General features: G+C 64.4%; 20 protein-coding genes. 13 read left to right on the top strand and 7 right to left on the bottom strand.

Features of this window, described 5'->3' with window-relative positions; all coding sequences use genetic code 11:
- Nucleotides 1-143: 143 nt before the first annotated feature.
- Together SVXhr_RS01125 and SVXhr_RS01120 are read right to left on the bottom strand one after the other, a co-directional pair.
- Nucleotides 144-389 (bottom strand): hypothetical protein, encoded by a 246-nt coding sequence (locus SVXhr_RS01125; RefSeq protein WP_275738724.1) that lies wholly within the window; start codon nucleotides 387-389, stop codon nucleotides 144-146.
- 71 nt (nucleotides 390-460) lie between these two features.
- Nucleotides 461-1,474, bottom strand: a complete 1,014-nt coding sequence (locus SVXhr_RS01120) for a PrsW family intramembrane metalloprotease (RefSeq protein ID WP_275738722.1) — start codon at nucleotides 1,472-1,474, stop codon at nucleotides 461-463.
- A gap of 115 nt (nucleotides 1,475-1,589) precedes the next feature.
- Between SVXhr_RS01120 and pdxT the strand changes: the two genes are divergently transcribed.
- The 5 genes from pdxT to hisE all read left to right on the top strand — a co-directional run bounded on the left by pdxT (nucleotide 1,590) and on the right by hisE (nucleotide 6,776).
- A complete protein-coding gene (gene pdxT / locus SVXhr_RS01115; RefSeq protein ID WP_275738720.1) occupies nucleotides 1,590-2,174 on the top strand; it encodes a pyridoxal 5'-phosphate synthase glutaminase subunit PdxT in 585 nt (194 codons plus the stop codon).
- Between the two features lie 126 nt (nucleotides 2,175-2,300).
- A complete protein-coding gene (locus SVXhr_RS01110) occupies nucleotides 2,301-3,770 on the top strand; it encodes a cytochrome ubiquinol oxidase subunit I (protein WP_275738718.1) in 1,470 nt (489 codons plus the stop codon).
- On the top strand, nucleotides 3,763-4,779 hold the full coding sequence (locus SVXhr_RS01105; RefSeq protein WP_275738716.1) for a cytochrome d ubiquinol oxidase subunit II: 1,017 nt from the start codon (nucleotides 3,763-3,765) through the stop codon (nucleotides 4,777-4,779). Before SVXhr_RS01110 ends, SVXhr_RS01105 begins: the two co-directional genes overlap by 8 nt.
- A 76-nt stretch (nucleotides 4,780-4,855) precedes the next feature.
- Nucleotides 4,856-6,406 carry a TrkH family potassium uptake protein gene (locus SVXhr_RS01100; RefSeq protein ID WP_275738714.1) on the top strand — a complete coding sequence of 517 codons (1,551 nt, stop codon included), beginning with the start codon at nucleotides 4,856-4,858 and terminating at the stop codon, nucleotides 6,404-6,406.
- A gap of 73 nt (nucleotides 6,407-6,479) precedes the next feature.
- The gene (gene hisE / locus SVXhr_RS01095; RefSeq protein ID WP_275738712.1) at nucleotides 6,480-6,776 is read left to right on the top strand and encodes a phosphoribosyl-ATP diphosphatase; all 297 of its coding nucleotides are present in this window, start codon (nucleotides 6,480-6,482) and stop codon (nucleotides 6,774-6,776) included.
- Nucleotides 6,777-7,001: 225 nt separating this feature from the next.
- Here the strand turns inward: hisE and SVXhr_RS01090 are convergent, their stop codons facing one another.
- Together SVXhr_RS01090 and SVXhr_RS01085 are read right to left on the bottom strand one after the other, a co-directional pair.
- On the bottom strand, nucleotides 7,002-7,403 hold the full coding sequence (locus SVXhr_RS01090; protein ID WP_015789164.1) for a hypothetical protein: 402 nt from the start codon (nucleotides 7,401-7,403) through the stop codon (nucleotides 7,002-7,004).
- Between the two features lie 221 nt (nucleotides 7,404-7,624).
- A complete protein-coding gene (locus tag SVXhr_RS01085) occupies nucleotides 7,625-8,026 on the bottom strand; it encodes a hypothetical protein (RefSeq protein WP_275738708.1) in 402 nt (133 codons plus the stop codon).
- 133 nt (nucleotides 8,027-8,159) lie between these two features.
- Between SVXhr_RS01085 and SVXhr_RS01080 the strand changes: the two genes are divergently transcribed.
- Nucleotides 8,160-10,328, top strand: coding sequence for an ATP-dependent DNA helicase (locus tag SVXhr_RS01080; protein WP_275738706.1), 2,169 nt, complete (start codon nucleotides 8,160-8,162; stop codon nucleotides 10,326-10,328).
- A 40-nt stretch (nucleotides 10,329-10,368) separates the two neighbouring features.
- On the opposite strand, the gene SVXhr_RS01075 is transcribed toward SVXhr_RS01080, so the two are convergent.
- Nucleotides 10,369-10,827, bottom strand: coding sequence for an Hsp20/alpha crystallin family protein (locus SVXhr_RS01075; RefSeq protein ID WP_275738704.1), 459 nt, complete (start codon nucleotides 10,825-10,827; stop codon nucleotides 10,369-10,371).
- A 158-nt stretch (nucleotides 10,828-10,985) separates the two neighbouring features.
- Here SVXhr_RS01075 and SVXhr_RS01070 point away from each other — a divergent pair, with 158 nt between their 5' ends.
- The 7 genes from SVXhr_RS01070 to SVXhr_RS01040 all read left to right on the top strand — a co-directional run bounded on the left by SVXhr_RS01070 (nucleotide 10,986) and on the right by SVXhr_RS01040 (nucleotide 17,018).
- On the top strand, nucleotides 10,986-11,960 hold the full coding sequence (locus SVXhr_RS01070) for an aldo/keto reductase (protein ID WP_275738702.1): 975 nt from the start codon (nucleotides 10,986-10,988) through the stop codon (nucleotides 11,958-11,960).
- Between the two features lie 84 nt (nucleotides 11,961-12,044).
- The gene (locus tag SVXhr_RS01065; protein WP_275738700.1) at nucleotides 12,045-12,320 is read left to right on the top strand and encodes a hypothetical protein; all 276 of its coding nucleotides are present in this window, start codon (nucleotides 12,045-12,047) and stop codon (nucleotides 12,318-12,320) included.
- Between the two features lie 79 nt (nucleotides 12,321-12,399).
- The gene (locus SVXhr_RS01060; RefSeq protein WP_275738698.1) at nucleotides 12,400-13,116 is read left to right on the top strand and encodes an ABC transporter ATP-binding protein; all 717 of its coding nucleotides are present in this window, start codon (nucleotides 12,400-12,402) and stop codon (nucleotides 13,114-13,116) included.
- Nucleotides 13,113-14,360 (top strand): ABC transporter permease, encoded by a 1,248-nt coding sequence (locus tag SVXhr_RS01055; protein ID WP_275738696.1) that lies wholly within the window; start codon nucleotides 13,113-13,115, stop codon nucleotides 14,358-14,360. The genes SVXhr_RS01060 and SVXhr_RS01055 overlap by 4 nt, the downstream gene beginning before the upstream one ends.
- 106 nt (nucleotides 14,361-14,466) lie before the next feature.
- The gene (locus SVXhr_RS01050) at nucleotides 14,467-15,033 is read left to right on the top strand and encodes a DUF1684 domain-containing protein (protein ID WP_275738694.1); all 567 of its coding nucleotides are present in this window, start codon (nucleotides 14,467-14,469) and stop codon (nucleotides 15,031-15,033) included.
- An 82-nt stretch (nucleotides 15,034-15,115) separates the two neighbouring features.
- Nucleotides 15,116-15,415, top strand: coding sequence for a hypothetical protein (locus SVXhr_RS01045; RefSeq protein ID WP_275738692.1), 300 nt, complete (start codon nucleotides 15,116-15,118; stop codon nucleotides 15,413-15,415).
- A gap of 250 nt (nucleotides 15,416-15,665) precedes the next feature.
- Nucleotides 15,666-17,018 (top strand): FAD-dependent oxidoreductase, encoded by a 1,353-nt coding sequence (locus SVXhr_RS01040; RefSeq protein ID WP_275738690.1) that lies wholly within the window; start codon nucleotides 15,666-15,668, stop codon nucleotides 17,016-17,018.
- 24 nt (nucleotides 17,019-17,042) lie between these two features.
- Here SVXhr_RS01040 and SVXhr_RS01035 read toward each other — a convergent pair whose 3' ends face one another.
- Both SVXhr_RS01035 and SVXhr_RS01030 read right to left on the bottom strand, forming a co-directional pair.
- Entirely contained in the window at nucleotides 17,043-17,885 is an 843-nt protein-coding gene (locus SVXhr_RS01035) for a polyprenyl synthetase family protein (RefSeq protein ID WP_275738688.1), read from the bottom strand.
- Between the two features lie 107 nt (nucleotides 17,886-17,992).
- Nucleotides 17,993-19,165 (bottom strand): hypothetical protein, encoded by a 1,173-nt coding sequence (locus SVXhr_RS01030; protein ID WP_275738686.1) that lies wholly within the window; start codon nucleotides 19,163-19,165, stop codon nucleotides 17,993-17,995.
- Between the last annotated feature and the right edge of the window lie 23 nt (nucleotides 19,166-19,188).

The raw sequence follows: 19,188 nt of genomic DNA, 5'->3' as shown, positions 1-19,188 counted from the left end.
GCTACGATCGACCGCACCCGTAAGGGTGCCACCCCACCCCCCATTCCCCCACTTTGTTTCGGCGCGCTCGGCCGGTCTGCTGGCCGTTCGCGCTCGCCGGCGGCCCCGATGGGCCGCCGGACCGTTTTCCACGGGAGCCAGGATCAGCTATCCGCAGCGTCCTCGACGGTGAACAGCGATCCGACGAGGTAGCTCACGATGCGCTGGGGGATCTCACGGGGCGTGATAACGTACCGTTCGAGAGCGAGAATAAGCCCGACGATCCCGAGGAACGCGAGCCCGCCAGCGGTTTGTCCCTGGACCAAGAAATCCAGCCCGAGCACGGCGATCGGTGCGACCACCAGTGCCGTCCCGACTCGGCTGATCGTTTCGAGAATGCCAGCGGCCATGGGCGAAAATACGCGTCGGCACGCATAAATACTGCCCACCGTGTCAGCCCGAACGCGGCCATTTCGGGCCGTCAGGGATCAAATTCAGTCACTTCGGGATCGGGGAGACGGTCAGTCCCGGCGAGGGCTTGCTGATACGCCCGGCGATAGGCCCGGAGTTTGCGAACCAGCACGTAGCCGAACAGTCCATCGTAGAGGATCACGAAGCCGATGAAGGCAAAGAACGGCGAGATGCCAAGAACCTCCGCGGCGAACGCCGGAAGCACGGAGACGAGCGCGTTGTACGTGGCGTGGACGAAGGCGGCGATCACCAGCCCTTTCACGACGATCGGGCCGGCGCGATCCGGGGAAAACTTCGCCAGGCCGAGGTAGTAGCCGGCAAAGGCCGAGTAGATGACGTGACCGGGACCGGCCAGCGCGCGCACCGTCACGACACTACCGCCGGCGGCGAACACCCCCATCCCGACGTCGCCGGCAGTCTGGGTGATATACAGCGCGTTCTCGATGGTCGCAAAGCCCAGCCCCGCAACCGCGCCGTAGACGGCCCCGTCGACGACAGCGCTGAATCGGGCATCATTGAACGCGTACAGTCGAACTGCAAGGAGTTTGACCCCTTCCTCGACCGGGCCGACGATCACGTAAAAGACGACGAACAGTCCGAGCGCCTCGACGCCGAAGGCGTCAGTGAGCACGAACGCCGTCGGGGCGAACATCGCGTTGATCACGGCGGCGAACCCGGCGAAGAGAACGCCGAGGAGAAACGTCGTGACGAGCAATCCCAGCGGTTCGCGATCGGTGACGTCGGCGTTCCAGACGTACCCGGTCAGGCCGATGGCCGGGACGACCGAGAGCACAGTGACCGTCCCTACGACCGGATCCGTGATCGCGCCGAGTCCGCCCAGGAGGAATTGTGAGACGAGAATCGAGACTGCGAACATGACGATCGTCACCCGGGCGAACGTGTGAGCGCCCGCGTGAAGCGCGACGGCGAGTCGATCCAGCCACCCACGGACCTCCCAGTCGGCGATACCATACAGATCGATCGAGCCGTCGGCGGCGTTCTCGACCGGATCGCGCTGTGGCATGCTCTCACCTGTGTCGGCTCGACTCAAGGGTTTGTCGCCGACCGCGGCCGACGACATCACCGTGACGTGGCCGCGGAAGAGAGCGCTTTTCGCCGTCGATCCACAAGGCTGGACCATGACGCTTACCGCCGGCGTGATCGCCGTCCAGGGCGACGTCAGCGAACACGCGACCGCCGTCAGGGCGGCCGCAGCGGCACACGACGAACCCGCGGACGTCGTCGAGATACGCGAGTCCGGAATCGTCCCCGACTGTGACGTCCTACTGGTTCCCGGTGGGGAGTCGACGACGATCTCTCGCCTGCTGACTGAGGAAGGGATTGTTCCGGAGATCAAAACCCACGTCCGGGCCGGCAAACCGGTACTCGCGACCTGTGCCGGGTTGATCGTCGCGGCGCGGGACACCGGCGACGACCGCGTCGAGGCACTCGGTCTGCTCGACGTCACCGTAGAGCGGAATGCCTTCGGCCGACAGAAGGACAGCTTCGAAGCCCCGCTCGACGTGGACGGCCTTGAGGAGCCGTTTCACGCCGTGTTCATCCGAGCGCCGGCCATCAGTGACGTCGGCGACGCCGAGGTGCTGGCCACCTGGGAGGATCGACCCGTCGCGGTCCGGGACGGTCCCGTCGTCGGGACCGCCTTCCACCCGGAGTTGACGGGCGATCACCGGATCCACGATCTGGCGTTTTTCGAAACTGACTGAAAGGCACCAATAATTGCTGGTTTTCCAAGAATTGTTTGTGGACCCATAAAATACGTTCGGCTATTTCCACCGGGCAGGAGGAAGGACCGTACTTATACTGGAGGGCAGCGAACCGCGCGCCAACGAATGCAGCCAGCTACCCAGCTACTCCAGAACGTGTTCGGGGCCGGGATACCCGTCGACGGATGGCTCTTCCTGTTACCAGCCGAACTCGCAAGCCGATTGCAGTTCGGCTGGACGATCAGCGTCCACATCCTCTTTGCGGCCCTCTCGATCGGACTCGCGCCCTTCATCATCTACTTTACGTGGAAAGATGTACGGACCGGCAGTGAGCGCTACGCCAGGCTACGGTCGTTCTGGCTGAAGGTCTTCGCCGCCGGGTTCGTGATGGGGACGGTAACGGGGATCCCCATGAGCTTCCAGTTCGGGACGAACTTCCCGGGCTTTTCGGCACTCGCCGGCGAGTTGATCGGCGGGCCGCTGGCCTTCGAGGCGAAGATGGCCTTTTTCCTCGAGGCGGTCTTCCTCGGCGTGTTGCTGTTCGGCCGCGAGAAGGTCAGCGATCGGACCTATTTCCTCTCGTCGGTGCTGACCGGCTTCGGGGCCTGGCTTTCGGGCTTCTGGATCCTGGTCGTCAACGCCTGGATGCAGACCCCCCAGGGGTACGAGATGATCACGCGAAACGGCATGGAAGTCGCCAAGCTGACCGACCCGATTGCTGCCTTTTTCACGCCGCGGATGACCTGGATGTACGTCCACATGATCAACGCGTCAGTGATCGCCGTGGCGCTTTTGGTCGCCGGCGTCGCCGCCTACATCGTCTGGAAAAAACGCGACGCCAAAGCCTGGCACACGGCGCTGAAGATTGCCGTCCTCCTCCTGATCGTGGCCGCGCCGCTGCAGGCCGTCCACGGTGATGCGTATGGCCGCCACGTCGAGGACACCCAGCCACAGAAGTTCGCCGCGATGGAGGCCCACTACGAGACGGGAACCGCCGATCTGCACCTCTTTGCGATCCCGACGAGCCCTGACGCGATCATGAACCCCAGCGAGGAGAATCTCTTTGCGATCAGTCTTCCCAGGGTCGGGTCGTTTCTCGCAAGCGGGGGTGACTTCGACGCGGTCGTGAAAGGCCTCGACGAGTACGAACAGAACCCGCCAGTTCCGCTCGTGTTCTGGTCGTTCCGCATCATGGTCGGACTCGGGTTCCTGTTCATCGGGCTGGCCTTCTGGGGTGGCTATCTCATCTATCGCGATCGATTGTCCGACAGCAGCCTGTACCTGCGAGCGATGATCGCCGCGTCGCCGCTGGGGTACGCCGCCCTGCTCACGGGGTGGTATGTCACCGAGATCGGCCGTCAACCGTGGGTCGTCCAGGGTGAACTCAAGACCGGCGAGGCCGTCTCCTCGACGCTGTCCTCGACGGAGGCGACCCTGAGTCTGGCGGCATTCGTGGTCATTTATATCGGCCTCGTCGTGGCCGCGCTGTACACCCTCCGGTGGCTGATCGAGGGGGAACTCGACGAATTGGGTGCCGAACCGGCCCCGGACGATCACTGGTACGGGCCGATCCCGGGGGTGACCAGCGATGATTAAGCCGCTGCTGTTGCCGGTCGATACCTACCTCGTCGACTCGCTCCCGGACGTCTGGTTCGGCGTCGTCATGTTCGCGCTGACGATGTACATCGTCCTGGACGGTTTCGACTTCGGGATCGGGATGCTGTATGCGACCCGCGATGACGATCACGACCGGGAGACGTTACTCGCGGCGTTCGGGCCGATCTGGGACGCCAACGAAGTGTGGCTGATCGCGTTCGGGACGATGTTGCTCGCGGCGTTCCCGGATGTCTACTCGCGACTGCTCGCCGACAACTACCTGATCGCACTCGGGTTCGTGCTCGCCCTCCTGTTCCGCGGCGTCGGCCCGGAACTGCGCGAACAGCGTGAAGACGAGTCCTGGCAGCGGGCCTGTGACTGGTCGTTCGTCGGCGGTAGCGCGCTCGCGCCGTTCCTGTTCGGCGTGCTGGCTGGCTCGTGGGTGTTCGACGTGGGCGCGATCTCGCTGCCCGCCATCCTGACGGGCGTCGGCCTGGTCGCCGTCTCGGCGGTCACCGGCGCGGCGTTCGTAGCGGCCAAGACCGGCCCCGCGCTCGCCGGCGAGATGCGCGACCTCGGCATCCTTGCGACAGTCGCATACCTCGCCGGCGTGGTCGTCCTGCTCGCAGTCGTGATCGTGACCGACGCCGGCGGGACTGCCGGGACGATCCTCTCGATCCCCGGCGTCGCCATCGTCGGCCTCTCCGTGGTCGCGGGCCTCGGGGGGATCGTGCTCGCGCTCCGTGACAGTTACCGGGCGTGGCTCGTGAGCGCGCTTGCCCTCCCCACACTGTTGAGCGCGCTGGTCGCACTCCTGCTGTACCCCGCGATCTATCCGGCGACGGCGTCGGGGGCGGAGCTGACCGTCGAGACGGCCGTGGTCTCGCCGCTGGCGCTCAATCTCACGACCGTCCTCGGGTTCCCGGTGCTCGTCGTCGTGCTGTGGTACTTCAAGTTCCTCTATGGCGTCTTCAGCGGGCCGATCGAGGCTGAGGGGTACGGCGCATAGGGCGGGACACAGCAGTCGCGGAACCGCCGGGTTCGAAACGGCCATTTATCCCCCGCCCGAGGATGTCGAACGGCCGATGGGACACACGTCAGTGCGAACGTACGTCGATTACCGGGTGAGCGTCGCCTACGTCGGGACCGTTCTGAAGTTCATCGGCGTCGCACCCGCGCTGCCGTTCGTCCTGTCGCTGTTCTACGGCGAGGATCCCCTCCCGTTCGTCGTCGCGTGCGTCGTCATGGTACTGGGCGGCGGACTGCTCGAGGCGGTCGATTCCGGGGGCGACCTCGGCAACCGTGAGGCGTTTCTGCTGGTGAGCCTCGCGTGGCTCGTCGTCCCGCTCGCGGGGACGATCCCGTATCTCGTCGCGGGAACCGGCACCGTCGCGACCCCCGTCAACGCCCTCTTCGAGAGCATGAGTGGCTTCACCACGACCGGCGCGACCGTCCTTGGGGATATTTCGGTCGCCCGCCACGGGCACGCGATGATGCTGTGGCGGCAACTCACCCAGTGGCTCGGCGGCATGGGTATCCTCGTCCTGATGGTCGCAATCCTCCCCGAACTCTCGGTCGGCGGCGCGCAGGTCATCGACCAGGAAGCGCCCGGCCTCTCCCTGGAGAAGCTGACGCCGCGCATCCAGGTGACGGCCCGGGCGCTGTGGGGGATCTACGCCGGGTTCACCGTGCTCGCGGCGCTCGTCTACTACGGGCTCAACGTCGCGGGGATCGCGCCGAACATGGGCCTCTACAACGCGGTCGCCCACGCGCTGACGACGCTGCCGACCGGCGGGTTCTCGCCGGAAGGACAGAGCATGGAGGCGTTCGTCCCCGCCGTCCAGTGGGCGGTGATGGTGTTCATGCTCGTCGCCGGGACCAACTTCGCGCTGTTCTGGTACGTCCTCCGTGGCGACCCGCGGGAACTGATCGACAACACCGAGTTCCGGTCGTATCTGCTCGCCGTCGCCGGGGTGGGAGCCCTCATCTCGGCGCTGTTGTTCGCCGGCGTCGGGCTCGCCGGGACGCCCGAAAACGTCGGGACGATCGTCGGCAATGTCGAGAATGCCCTCCGTCAGGGCCTCTTCCAGGCGATCGCCGTCGTGACGACGACCGGCTACGCCAGCATGGACGTCAACACCTGGCACCCCGTCGCTCAGACGACCTTGCTGTTCGCGTACTTCCTCGGCGGGTCGGCGGGCTCGGCCGCCGGCTCGATCAAGATCGTGCGCTGGGTGCTGGTCACGAAGGGGATCGACCGGTCGCTGTTCACGTCGATCCATCCCGAGGCAGTCCGGCCGATCCGGCTTGGCAAGGAGATCGTCGACGACGAGACCGTCCGGGACGTCTTCGCGTTCATCGCGCTCTTCCTGGGGATCTTCGTCGTCTCGACGGTCCTGCTGTATCTGGACAGCCTCCGGACGCCCGCAGTAACGCTGTCGGGGCTGGACGCGATGAGTGTCGCCATCGCCACGCTTGGCAACGTCGGTCCCGGGTTTGGCGACGTCGGGCCGATGGACAGTTTCCTGGGATTCTCCGACCTCGGGAAGCTTTACATGACGTTCCTGATGTGGATCGGCCGCCTGGAGGTGCTCTCGGTGCTGGTGATCTTCACACCGTCGTTCTGGCGGAGTTGAACGAGTGGAGTGGTTGTGCTGACCCGACGGCCGCTTCGACGCGCTTAGGGGCCGGCCCCGCGTGAACTCGGGCATGACCGACGACGACGAGGCGATACTCGACGAACTGTTCGCGGTGATCGAGGACCGCAAGGAGAATTTGCCCGAGGACTCCTACACCGCATCGCTGTTCACCCACGAGAAAGGTGAGAACGCCGTTCTGGAGAAGTTGGGCGAGGAGTCGACCGAGTTATTGCTTGCGGCCAAGGATGACGACCGCGAGGAGATCGCCCACGAGAGTGCCGACATCGTCTATCACTTGTTGGTGCTGCTCGCGATGAAGGATATGGATCTGGAGGACTTGCGGGCCGCGTTGCGGGAAAGACGGTGATCGTACGGCGCGAAGCGCCGTTTCGCTGCTCGCTCGCCTTGCTTGCGAGCCGGAAGTTTTTGGTCCACCGGTAGAGCAAGCTCTACCGAGCCTTGTCACCGAAAATCGGAGATTTTCGGGATGACGAGAGAGCTTCGCTCTCTCGGACCAACTCGCTTCGCTCGCCAAGACAGCTTTTGCGACGAGTGGGTCACAAGCGACCCCGAGGAGTAAACGGTGGCCAGTCTACTGCTCGGCGAGCCACTCGCGGGCTTCGTCCATGTCGTCGGTCATGAAGTTCTCGAACGGTTCGTCTTCGAGCGGATCGACAGTCTCCTGCATGTCCATCTCCGCGATGACACTTTCTCGGTGAACGTTGACGGAGGCGGCGAGACCGACATCGATCATGTTGGGGAGCCAGACTTCCTGCAGCCACTGCTTGTCCTCCTCGTCGTGGGCTTTGACTTCGGTCGTGTCGATGATCAGTTTCGAAACGTCGCGCTCCGTAAAGACGGAAAGCAACTCGTTGGCACCCTCACGGAACGTCTCACCGCTCGAAAACGTGTTCCAGGTGTGGATGAGTGCATTCAGTTCATCGTCGTATTCGATCGTGTGCGTATCCTCATCTCTGAGTGTCTCTACCGACATAATCTAACCATCCTAGATTCAAGTATTAAATCCATCCCCCAAAATATCGTATCTGATATTCGGGTGATATCTCCCCCTGACACGTCCGAAGAATATCGATTCACCTGCCGGTTGCGTATCCCAAGGAGAAGACTACCCGGTCGAACGCGCCCCGATCTTCACACGGAGTGGACTCATCGAGAAGGGGCGATCCATGGGCGAGGTCACGCGGGTGGATCTGACTACTGCTTGGCGAGCCACTCGCGGGCTTCGTCCATGTCGTCGGTCATCATGTTCTCGAACGGGAGATCGGAGAGCGGATCAACGGTCTCCTGCATGTCCATCTCCGCGATGACACTTTCTCGGTGCACGTTCGCGGAGTACTCCATGCCGGCATCAACCATCTTCGGGATCCACTCCTCCTGGAGCCACTGCTTGTCCTCCTCGTCGTGTGCCTTGACCTCCCGGGTGTCGATGATCTCCTTCGAGACGTCGTACGCTTTGAGGGCCTCGTACAGCGCGTTCGCACCTTCCCGGAACTGCTCGCCGCTCGAAAACATCGTCCAGGTGTGGATGAGCGCGTCAATGTCGTCGTCGTATTCGATCCGGTACCAGTCCGCTTCTTCGACCACTTCTGTAGCCATAGTCGACAGTTCCCAGAGTGCTTCAATAAGCGTTCGGGCGGGAGTATCTTGGCTGATAATCGGACTGGCCGAATAGGACCAACCGGAAACCATCGAGCGAACGCTTTTGGCCCCCAGCGACCAAGCACTGCCCGTGGCGTCCGATCCCGACTACGCACGGTTCTTTCCCTACGAGGAGCCATACGACCACCAGCGTGAGGCCATCGAGGGCATCGGGGACGCACTCGAAGATGGATCGGACGTCTTGCTGGAGGGGGCGACAGGGACGGGCAAGACCCTCGCGGCCCTGACGCCGGCCCTGGAGTTCGCCCGCCGGACGGACAAGACAGTCGTGATCACGACCAACGTCCACCAGCAGATGCGCCAGTTCGTGGCGGACGCGCGCCAGATCACGGAACAAGAGCCGATCCGGGCGGCCGTCTTCCGCGGGAAAGGCTCGATGTGTCACATCGACGTGGGCTACGAGGAGTGTCAGGCGTTGCGGGAGACGACTCGCGATCTCGTCGACAGCGAAGCCGAACAGGCCGAGCTGGAGCGTCGCCAGCGCGAACTTCTGGACGCGAGTCAAGAAGGGGACAGCGAGGCTGCCGAAGCACGCTCAGCAGTCATGGACGAACTCGACGCGGTCGCCGAGGAGATCGAGACGCTCAAAGAGGAGCAGGCGACCTGCGACCACTACTATCGGAATCTCACGACCGATACCGACGAGTTCTACGCGTGGCTGTACGACGACGTTCGCACGCCCGATCAGGTCTATGAGTACGCCGAACGCCAGGGGCTCTGTGGGTACGAGCTCCTGAAAGAGGGGATCGACGGCGTCGATCTGGTCATCTGTAACTACCATCACCTGCTGGATCCGTTCATCCGCGAGCAGTTCTTCCGGTGGCTCGGCCGCGATCCAGAGGACGTGATCGCCGTCTTCGACGAGGCCCACAACGTCGAGGACGCGGCTCGCGAGCACGCCCGCCGGACGCTGGCCGAACCGACGCTCGAACGGGCACTCGAAGAACTCGAAGATGTCGATGATCCCCGTGCCGGCCCGGCGGGAAACGTCCTCGAGACGATCCTGACCGCCCTCCGGGAGACCTACGACGACGCGCTCGGGTTCGGCGAGCGCGAGACGATCGACGAAGACTGGACCGACCTCGCGATCGACAACGACGACCGCCGGGACGACCTCACGCTGTCGATCCTGCAAAATTACACCGGACAAGGCGTCCACGAGGACTTAGAGGAAGCCGTCGCGCTCGGGCAGGCCCTCGACCAGCAGTACGACGAGGCCTACAAGGACGGCGAAACGAGTGTCCGCAAGGAGTGTCCCACGCTCCAGGCGGCCACCTTTTTCGACGGGTGGTTCGAAGACGGCGAGCAGACCGGCCTGTATCCAGTCGTCAGTGTCCGGCGGGAGGACGGGGACGGCGATCTTTACGGCCGGGCGGAACTCTACACGGCCATCCCCGAGCGGGTGACGCGGACACTGTTCGACGATCTCTACGCCTCGGTGCTGATGAGCGCAACCCTACGCCCCTTCGACGTGACCGAGGACGTCCTGGGGCTGGACGACCCGGAGACGATGGCCTACGGCCCGCAGTTTCCCGAGGAGCGCCGCCGGACCTACGCCGTCGATGTCCCGTCGCTGTTCGCCAGCCGGCGGGACGACCCCGAACTCCAGGACACCGTCGCGAGTGTCGTCGAGGACGCCGTCCGATTGACGCCCGGCAACACGCTCGCGTTTTTCCCCAGCTATGCGGAGGCCGAGCGCTACCACGATCGGGTCGACGTCGAGGCGACGAAATACCTCGACGAACCGGGCACCCGCGCCCAAGAACTGCGCGAGACCTTCACCGAGGGAGAGAACGGCGTCCTCTTCACCTCGCTGTGGGGCACCCTCGGCGAGGGCGTGAGTTACGACGGTGACGACGCCCGGACGGTCCTTGTCGTCGGCGTCCCCTATCCCTACCTCGACGACCGGATGGATGCCGTCCAGGACGTCTACGATGGGGCCTTCGACGCCGAGGAGGCCGGGTGGCGCTACGCCGTCGAGATCCCGACGATCCGCAAGACGCGCCAGGCAATGGGACGGGTCGTCCGCTCGCCCGATGACTTCGGTGCGCGGGTACTGGTCGATCGGCGCTACACCGAAAAAGCCGAGATCGAGTCCCCGGAGTACGCCGTCCGGGGCACCTTCCCGCCGGTCGAGCGCGGCGAGATGATCGACGTCGATCCGGACAAACTCAAGTTCGGATTGCTCAACTTCTACGCCGACATGGACGCCTACGACGGCGAACCGCCGGAACCCTGAATCGGCCGGGCCGGATCCACACTGTTTCGACGGTCCGGGATCACTCGATCGGGATCGTCCGGCTATCGTCGGCGTCGGGTCGCTCCTTCGGGAGTTCGACCGTGAGAACCCCGTGCTGATAGCTCGCCGCCGTGCCGTCCTCCTCGACGGGGCCGGGCAGCGAGACCGTTCGACTCGTCGCCGTCCGGCGGCGTTCGCGCCGGATGAATACGCCCTCCTCGGGCTCGCCGTGCTCGGATCCACTCTCGTCGGTGCGCTCGGCACTGATTCGCACCGTCGTCGGGTCAGGCAGTGTCACGTCGATGTCGTCGCTGTCGTAGCCCGGCACGTCGGCCGTGAGGACGAACCGGTCGCCCTCGTCGACGACATCGACGGCGATCCCGCCGGCCGAACCGGTGACCGCGCCGGCGACCTCTGTCGGATCCAGGGCTTCGAACTGGTCGCTCATCCGGTCGAACATCCGCTCGATCTCGTCGAAGGGGTTGGGTTTCGAAGGCATCGTCTCACCGACAGTACGTCGCCGGCGGACTTAACGTTCACTTCGAGTGTCGTATGTTCGACAGCGCCAGGAGATGACAACAGATCTCGCCGAAACGTGCGAAGAGACAGTTCAGCAGGCATAAATCATTTGAACTGCCCGCTCATATCCCAGAGGGCATGGAATACACCACACTCGGCTCGACGGGGATGGAGGTCAGTCAGCTCTGTCTCGGGGCCATGAGCTTCGGCAGCGAGGAGCCCTGGATGCTCGACGAAGAAGAGAGTCGCGAGATCATCGAGCGGGCGATCGATCTGGGCGTGAACTTCTTCGACACCGCAAACGCCTACTCAGCGGGCGAGAGCGAGGAGATCCTCGGGGACGTCCTCGCCGACTACGACCGCGACGAGCAGGTCGTCGCGTCGAAGGTCCGCTTCCCCGTCGGCGAGGACACGCCCAACGCCGCCGGGCTCTCCCGGAAGACGATCCAGCAGGAACTCGACGCGAGCCTGGATCGGCTCGGCATGGACACGATCGACCTCTACCAGACCCACCGTGTCGACCCCAACACCCCACCGGAGACGACGCTCCGCGCCCTCGACGATGCCGTTCGCGCCGGCAAGGTTCGCCACGTCGGCACCTCCTCGATGTTCGCCCACCAGCTCTCCGAGCGACTCCGGACCAGCGAGCGCGAGGACCTCGTGAGTTACGAGACGATGCAGAACCACTACCACCTGGCCTATCGCGAGGAGGAACGCGAAATGCTCCCCCTCACCGAGAAGGAGGACATGGGCGTCATCCCGTGGGGGCCGCTGGGCCAGGGCTTCCTGACGCGCCCGATCGACGAACTCGAAGCCACCGAGCGTGGCGACCCCGAGAACTTCCACAACCCGACCGACGAGTACACCCGCGGCGGCGGTCGCGAGATCAACGAACGCGTCGAGGAACTCGCCGACGATTACGGCGTGACGATGGCCCAGATCGCGCTGGCCTGGCAGTATCAAAACGAGTACGTCACCGCGCCGATCGTCGGCACGACCAGCGTCGAACACTTAGAGGACGCCGTCGAAGCCATGGAGATCGACCTCTCGGATTCTGACGTCGAGTATCTCGAAGAACCCTACGAGCCACAGCCGATCGTCGGCCACGACTGACGGCCCCGAGTCCGGAATGGCGCTCCCGTCGGGCTGGCGAACGAATTTCGAGTTCTTGAAGTCGGCGCTCGATCAACATCCGCTGTGGACCGGAGGAAACTCGAAGCCCAACTGGTCGAAACCTTCGACACCGAGCCGGAAACCGCCCGGATCGTCGCCCGGCAGGCGACGGATCTGGCCGACTCCGCGCAGTACGCAGCCGACTTCGAGGGGCCGCTGACCGTCGAGATCGTCGTCGACAACCTGAACGATGCACCCGATGAGTCCGATCTGATCGAGCGCTGGAACTGGTGGCTCGGCGCGCTCGAACTCTCCCACGGCGGCTACCAGCGGTTTCGAGTGCGGCCGGACGTGGTGTGACGGGGCTGTGCGGTGAGGGAACCGGCGTCACCTGACGAAACCGGTATTATCATTTAACAGTGGTGTGACGTAGCCGACGATGGCAGAATCAGCCGTGACGGTCTCCGAGCTGGAGAAACGATATGGCGACGTACAGGCCCTCCGCGACGTCTCCTTTACCGTCGAGCCGGGCGAGATATACGGGCTCGTCGGGCCAAACGGCGCGGGCAAGAGCACGACCCTCCGGACGCTCGCGACGCTGTTGACGGTCGGTGGCGGCGACGTGACTGTCTTCGGCACCGACGTCGAGGCCGAGCCCAACGAGGTACGAAAGCGGATCCGATATCTTCCCGAGGACGCCGGCTCGTACGACAATCTCACCGGCCGACAGTATCTGGAGTTCGTGGCGGACTTCTACAGCGACAGTCCGACAGCACTCGTCGACCGGGGCGTCGAGATCGCCGATCTCGGCGATCGAATCGGGAGCAAGACCAGCGAGTACTCGAAGGGGATGACCCGCAAGCTTCTGCTTGCGAGTACGATCATGACCGAGCCCGATCTGGCGATCTTAGACGAGCCGACGTCGGGACTGGACGTCGAGAACGCCCGGGCGATCCGGGACATCATCAAGGACTTCCCCGGCACGGATCGAAGCGTCCTCTTATCGAGCCACAACATGCTCGAGGTCGAATACCTCTGTGACCGGATCGGCTTGCTCAACGAGGGCGAGATCGTCGCCGAGGGACCGCCGGCCGAACTGGTCGAGCGCTACGGCGTCGAGAACCTAGAGGAGGCCTTCCTGGAGGCGGTCGCATGAACCACTTCTGGCGGCTCCTCTGGAAGGAAACCCGGGAACTCCTCCGGCCGCGGTATCTCCTGCCGATCCTGATGATCCCCATCATCTTCGTCGCGATGGGGCAAGGGATCGGCGGCATCGAGGACGGCGCGGACGGCGAGCCCGCAATCGGGATCATCCACGAGGACGACGGGCAGTACGGCGACCTGGTCAACGCCTCGCTCTCACAGAATGCCTCAGTCGTCTACTACGCCGAGTCGGGCGATCCATCGACTGCGATGGAGACCGTCTCCGACGCGGGTGGGGATGCCCTGATCGTCATCCCCGATGGCTTCACCGAACGGATCCGACAGGGGACGGTCGGCGACGTCGGCGTCCACTCGGTCGTTCGCTCACTCAGCCTCTCGGGGATCACCTCCTCGGCAGAGATCGATCAACAGATCGGGCGGGCAGGCACCGCCCTGACGCTAAACGTCACCGGCACGACCCCCGCGATGCTCAATCCGATTCAGCCGGAGCATACGACCTATCTCGAAGACAAGACCCTCAACGGGACCTCACCCGCCAGTCTGTCGGGAAGCTTCGCCACCCAGTTCATTCTCATTCCCGTCGTGATCATGTTTGTCATCCTCTTTTCGGGCCAGATGGTGATCAATTCGATGGGGGGCGAAAAGGAGAACAAGACGCTGGAAACCCTGCTAACCATGCCGGTCAAGCGCTCGACGATCGTGGCCGCGAAGCTGATCGGTAGTGCCTCGATCGGACTGCTCGGCGCAGCGTTGTACACCGTCTCCTTTTATTACTACCAGTCGTCGTTCAGCGACGGCGCGGCGAGTACGGCGCTGAGCCTGGGAATCACCGATTACGCGATCATCGGTGTCTCGCTGTTCCTCTCGCTGGTCGGTGTTCTGGCGCTGGCGCTCCTCCTGGGAGTGTTCGCCGGTGACCGCCAGGGCGCCCAGATGTTGTTGTTCCCGATCTCTATCTTGGCAATTGTCCCGATGTTGGCGACGATGTTCACCGACGTCGCCCAGCTGTCGCTGCCGATCCGGGCGATCCTGCTGGCGATCCCGTTCACGCACCCGACGATCGCACCCAAACGACTGCTGTTGAACGACACGACGATGGTGTTCGGCGGGATCGTCTACGAGGCGATCTTCGCCGCCGCCATGATCTACCTGGCGATCCGGGTGTTCAACTCCGACCGCCTGATCACGGGTAGTTCGGGCCGGGTCGGACAGTGGCTGAGTCGCCTCCAGCAGTAGCGCGGCGACCGCGCTCTGGCGCCCGGATCTGGGTACCTGCGCGGCGCCACCGGTGTTGTCGAAGTCACGCAATACCATTATGTGTCCCCGCGTCCAAGTTCCGACGATGACAGACGAGGACTACGCCGAGCGGATCCGCGAGCAGCGAGCCGAAAAGGAGACGTATTTCGCCGAACACCCGCGATCGCCCGTCCCGCAACACGCCGACTTTGCCGGGCTGGACTTTTTCGCGGTCGACCCGGCCTATCGGTACGAACTGCCCCTGGACGAACACGACGACAAGGAGTCGGTGACCGTCGAGACGACCGCCGACGGGAGTCAAGAATACGTCCGGTGGGGCGAGTTCAATTTCGATGTCGACGGCGAAGTGGTCACCCTCCAGGCGTACAAACCGGCAGCCGGCGAGGATCGCTTCTGGGTCCCGTTCCGAGACGAGACCAACGACGAGGAGACCTACGGGGCCGGTCGATATCTCGACCTCGAACCCGACCGCCATCAGACGGCCGACGGGACCTGGATCCTCGACCTGAATCAGGCGTATAACCCGACGTGTGCCTACAACGCCGCCTACGAGTGTCCGCTGATCCCGATGGCAAACTGGCTCGACGTCCGGGTCGAGGCCGGCGAGAAGGCGTATCCGGGTGAGCCGATCGGCCACGACGGCGATCACTGACGGCGGGAAATAGTCGGAATTGGCCGAGATCCCGTCGAAAAGTACCGACACGCATTTGTGGACGGTCGCGCCAGTACCGTGCATGGACATCGACCGTGGCGATCTCACCATCTTCGTGTACAACTGGGGCGTCGTTCTCTCGGGCGGATACGTCGCCCTCACCTACGACATAACGGTCACGGAACTCCTCGTCTTCTCGCTGGTGATCGGATTCCTCTGGACCATCTACTATCGGAGCGTGATGGAGGAGAAGCTCCCGCCGTTCGATGACAGAGATGAGGATGGGGAGCGGATCGACGAACCAGACCTCTCGACGGAGAACAGGAAGCCGGACGACGACGAACCGCCGGAGCAGGGCGGTCCGGACGCCCCCTGGGAATGAACAGGAAACTGGTCGTCGCCCGGTGAGGATCGCGTTCGCTTGCCCCGCCCGGTGAGCAGCGGGTGACGCGGGCGGTTCCTTCGGTCCCCACTACCAGGTCCACCTGCTCGGGCGTGGCCCCCTTCGAGTATCTCCCTATCTCGGGCGTGATCCGCTCGAAGACCTCCAGCCAGCGTTCAGATCGGAATTCGGGTATTTGGGTTTGTGCGGTCACCACAATTCTTTATGGGTTCGGAGCCGAAGCTGAAATATGACCGAGGCGTTTGTGGTTATCGGCGGCGATGCGGCAGGAATGAGCGCGGCCAGCAAGGCCAAACGCGAGGCTCCTGCCCGCGAGGTAGTGGTCCTCGAACGGAGCGAGTGGGTATCCTACGGGGCCTGTGGCCTCCCCTACTACGTCAAGGGTGAGATCGATTCCCTCGACGATCTCATCGCGATCCCGGCCGAACGCTTCCGGGAGGAGCGGGACATCGACCTCCGGACAGGGCATGAAGCCACGGGGATCGACCGCGATCGACAGCAAGTCATGGTCGAGACCGACGACGGCGAGTCCTACCGGATCGGCTACGACGACCTCCTGATCGCCACGGGAGCGGGTGCGCTCGAACCGCCGATCGACGGTCTGGACGCCGGGAACGTCTTCACGCTCCAGGAGATGAACGCGGGGCGGGAGCTCAAGGAAGCACTTGCGGCGGCCGAGTACGACCGGATCGGCGTGATCGGCGGCGGCTACATCGGCATCGAGATGGCCGAGGCCTTCCGGGGTCGCGACCTCGACGTGACGCTGTTCGAGATGCGCGAACACGTCCTCCCGCCCTTCGGCACGGCAGCCGCGGAAACGGTCGAGGACGAACTCGAAGACAACGGTGTCGATGTGCGAACCGGGACGCGCGTCCAGGCCCTCGAAGGAGATGGAGGGGTCGAGACGGTCCGCACCGACGCCGGGGCCGTTCCGGTGGACGCGGTGTTGGTCGCCGCGGGCGTCGAACCGAACGTCGAACTGGCCGAGGAGACGGGGATCGACCTGGGGCCGACGGGCGCGATCGAAACCGACGAATACGGCCGAACCAGCGACGACGCCGTCTATGCGGCTGGCGACTGCGCGGAGATGAGCCACGCAGTCACGGACGAACCGGCCCACGTCCCGCTGGCGCTGACGGCCAACCGCGCCGGGCGGGCCGTCGGCGCGACGGTCGGCGGCGATCCCACGCCTGTCGGCGACATCGCCGGCACGGCCGTCCTCAAGGCGTTTGACCTGGCCGTCGCCCGGACGGGGATTCTCGACGAGCGGGAACTGCGGGACGCCGGCTTCGACCCAGTATCAGTGTCGATCACGTCGGCTTCCCGGGCACACTACTATCCCGGCGGGTCGGAGATCGAGATCACGCTGGTCGGCGATAGGGAGACGGGGCACGTCCTCGGCGCGAGCATCGTCGGCCGTGAGGGTGTCGCCAAGCGGATCGATCCGATCGCGACGGCCATCCAGTCGGGGTTGACCGTCGAGGATGTCGAATATCTCGATCTTTCGTATGCGCCGCCGTTCGGGCCGACGTGGGACCCCATCCTCACGGCGGCAAAGGTTCTCAACGGCAAACTCGAGTGAGGAGTGGGCGGTCCGGCGCAGCCCTCACCGCTCACGTTCGACGACGAAATTCGCCAGATCGCGGAGATACTCGACGGCCTGCTCGTCTTCGACGGGAACGGTATCGAGGAGTTCGAGGGCGGCGTCGGCCTCGCTGCGGGCGCGCTCGGTGGCCTCCGCCGGCGAGAGGTCGGTCACCTGGACGATCGATGGACGGTCCATTGCCGCGTCGTGACCGGCCGGCTTGCCGAGTTGCTCGGCGTCGGCCGTCGCGTCGAGGACGTCGTCGCGGATCTGGAAGGCGATACCCACCTGTTCGGCGTATTGCCCGAACGCTTCGACAGTACGCGCGTCGGCGTCGGCCGCGATTGCCCCGAGTTCGGCCGCCGCACGGAACAGTGCGCCGGTCTTTCGGCGGGCGAGTTGCCGGTAGGCGTCCTCGGAGTCGGGCATCGCGGCGAGTTCGGTCGCTTCACCTTCGCCGAGTTCGACCATCGCCTCCGAGACGGCGCGCATCGCGCGTTCGTCAGTCGAGAACAGCGCGAACGCCTCGCCGATCAGCCCGTCGCTGGCGATCAGTGCCGGCCCATGTCCGAATGCGGACCAGGCACTGGGCGAGTCACGCCGGCGGTCGGACTCGTCGATGATGTCGTCGACGACCAGCGACGCGTTGTGGACGAGCTCGACGCCGACCGCAAAATCGACAGCGTCCTCGGGTTCGCCGCCGACGGCCTCACAGACCAGCAGCGCGACCGTTGGGCGAACCCGCTTGCCACCTGCGAGGACGACGTCTTCGAGTTCGCTCGACAGTTCGGCCGGGTCGACCGACGCGAGGACATCTTCGAGTCGCGTTTCGATGAGCCCCCGCCGTCGCTCCAGGTACTCCATCGGCCGTCCTAGGCGTTGGTGGGACAAGTACGTGACGACCGCAGCGTGTCTGTCTCGCGCCGGTCGAATCCACGATGTCGTTCGGGTCGGCGATCAAGCCGCGACGATCACTCCTCGGTCTCCCCGTCCTCGTCCGGGAACGAGATCAGGTTCTCCCGCCCGATGCGGAGTTTCTCGACGCGGCCCTCCTCGGCCATCGTCGAGAGCAACTGCGAGACTTTCGCGTTCGACCACCCGGTTTCCGTGACGATGTTCGCCTGCTTCATCCGCCCGCCGTTGCGATCTAAGAGTGCTTCGACGTACTCCTCGTCGCTGAGCAGTTCCCGGTCCAGAGGGGGCTGGTCGTCGGCAGTCGCGTCCGTCTGTGCCTGCTCGTCACTCGATCCGGGCGGTGGCGTCGCCGTCGAATCGGCCGGTCGATCGTCAGCCGTCTCGGCGGCTATCCCGTCACCCCCGGTGGGCCGATCCGGGGTCGAGAGGTCCCCGACGTTCCGGAAGAGATACACACCGACGGCGATGGCGACGATCACGCCAATGAGGATCGCGAGCGCCGGAACGCCACCGCTCTGGGTGGGACCCGCATCCGTCGTTCCCGTCGTCGATGTCGTCGGGTCCTGGGTTGGGGGAGTGGCCGTCGTCGACGAGGGAGTGACGTCGTACGTGATCTCGAAGTCCCCCGGTTCGAACTCCGTCGGTCCCTCCCACCGGATCGTCCGGTTCGTGTACCCCTTGGGCGCGCTCGTGATATCGAAGGACTCGGGCACCGAAAAGACCAGTTGCTGATCGGCACTCAACGTCTGTAACCACAGCCCGTCCGATCCGGTGAAGGCATCCGCAACGTGGACCGTCGATCCATCACGCCGGCCGAAGTTCTCCCAGGTGAACAACAGTTCGAGGCGGCCGGTCGTGTTTGCCACGGTAGCTGTCCGTTCGATGCCGGTGAGTCGCATGTCCCGGCCAGTGGAATTGTCCGCGATCTCGACGTACCGGCGAAACGTCGCCGACGAGAGGATCTCGCTTTCGTTCGCCTCGAAGGAAGTTCCGAGTTCCCGGAACGAATCGACCGCCTCCTGGTCCGGCAGTGTGGCGAGCAACGAGACGTTCCAGTGGGCGTCGCCACCGCTTCCCAGTTCGATCCACATCGTTGTCGAAACGTTGACCGAAACGTTGGCCGTCGATTGGTCGGAGACATCTCCCGATTGGGCCCCGACGACGACACTACCAGCCACTATCGCGAGGAGAGCAAGAAACGCAGCGACGAGTCGCATCGACGGGGACATGTCGTTGCAGTGTCGGGCCGAGT

Origin of the sequence: Halorhabdus sp. SVX81, assembly GCF_029207715.1 — an archaeon.
Lineage (GTDB): Archaea > Halobacteriota > Halobacteria > Halobacteriales > Haloarculaceae > Halorhabdus.
Note: the sequence above shows the minus strand (reverse complement) of the source record. Positions and strands in the feature narration are given on the sequence as shown.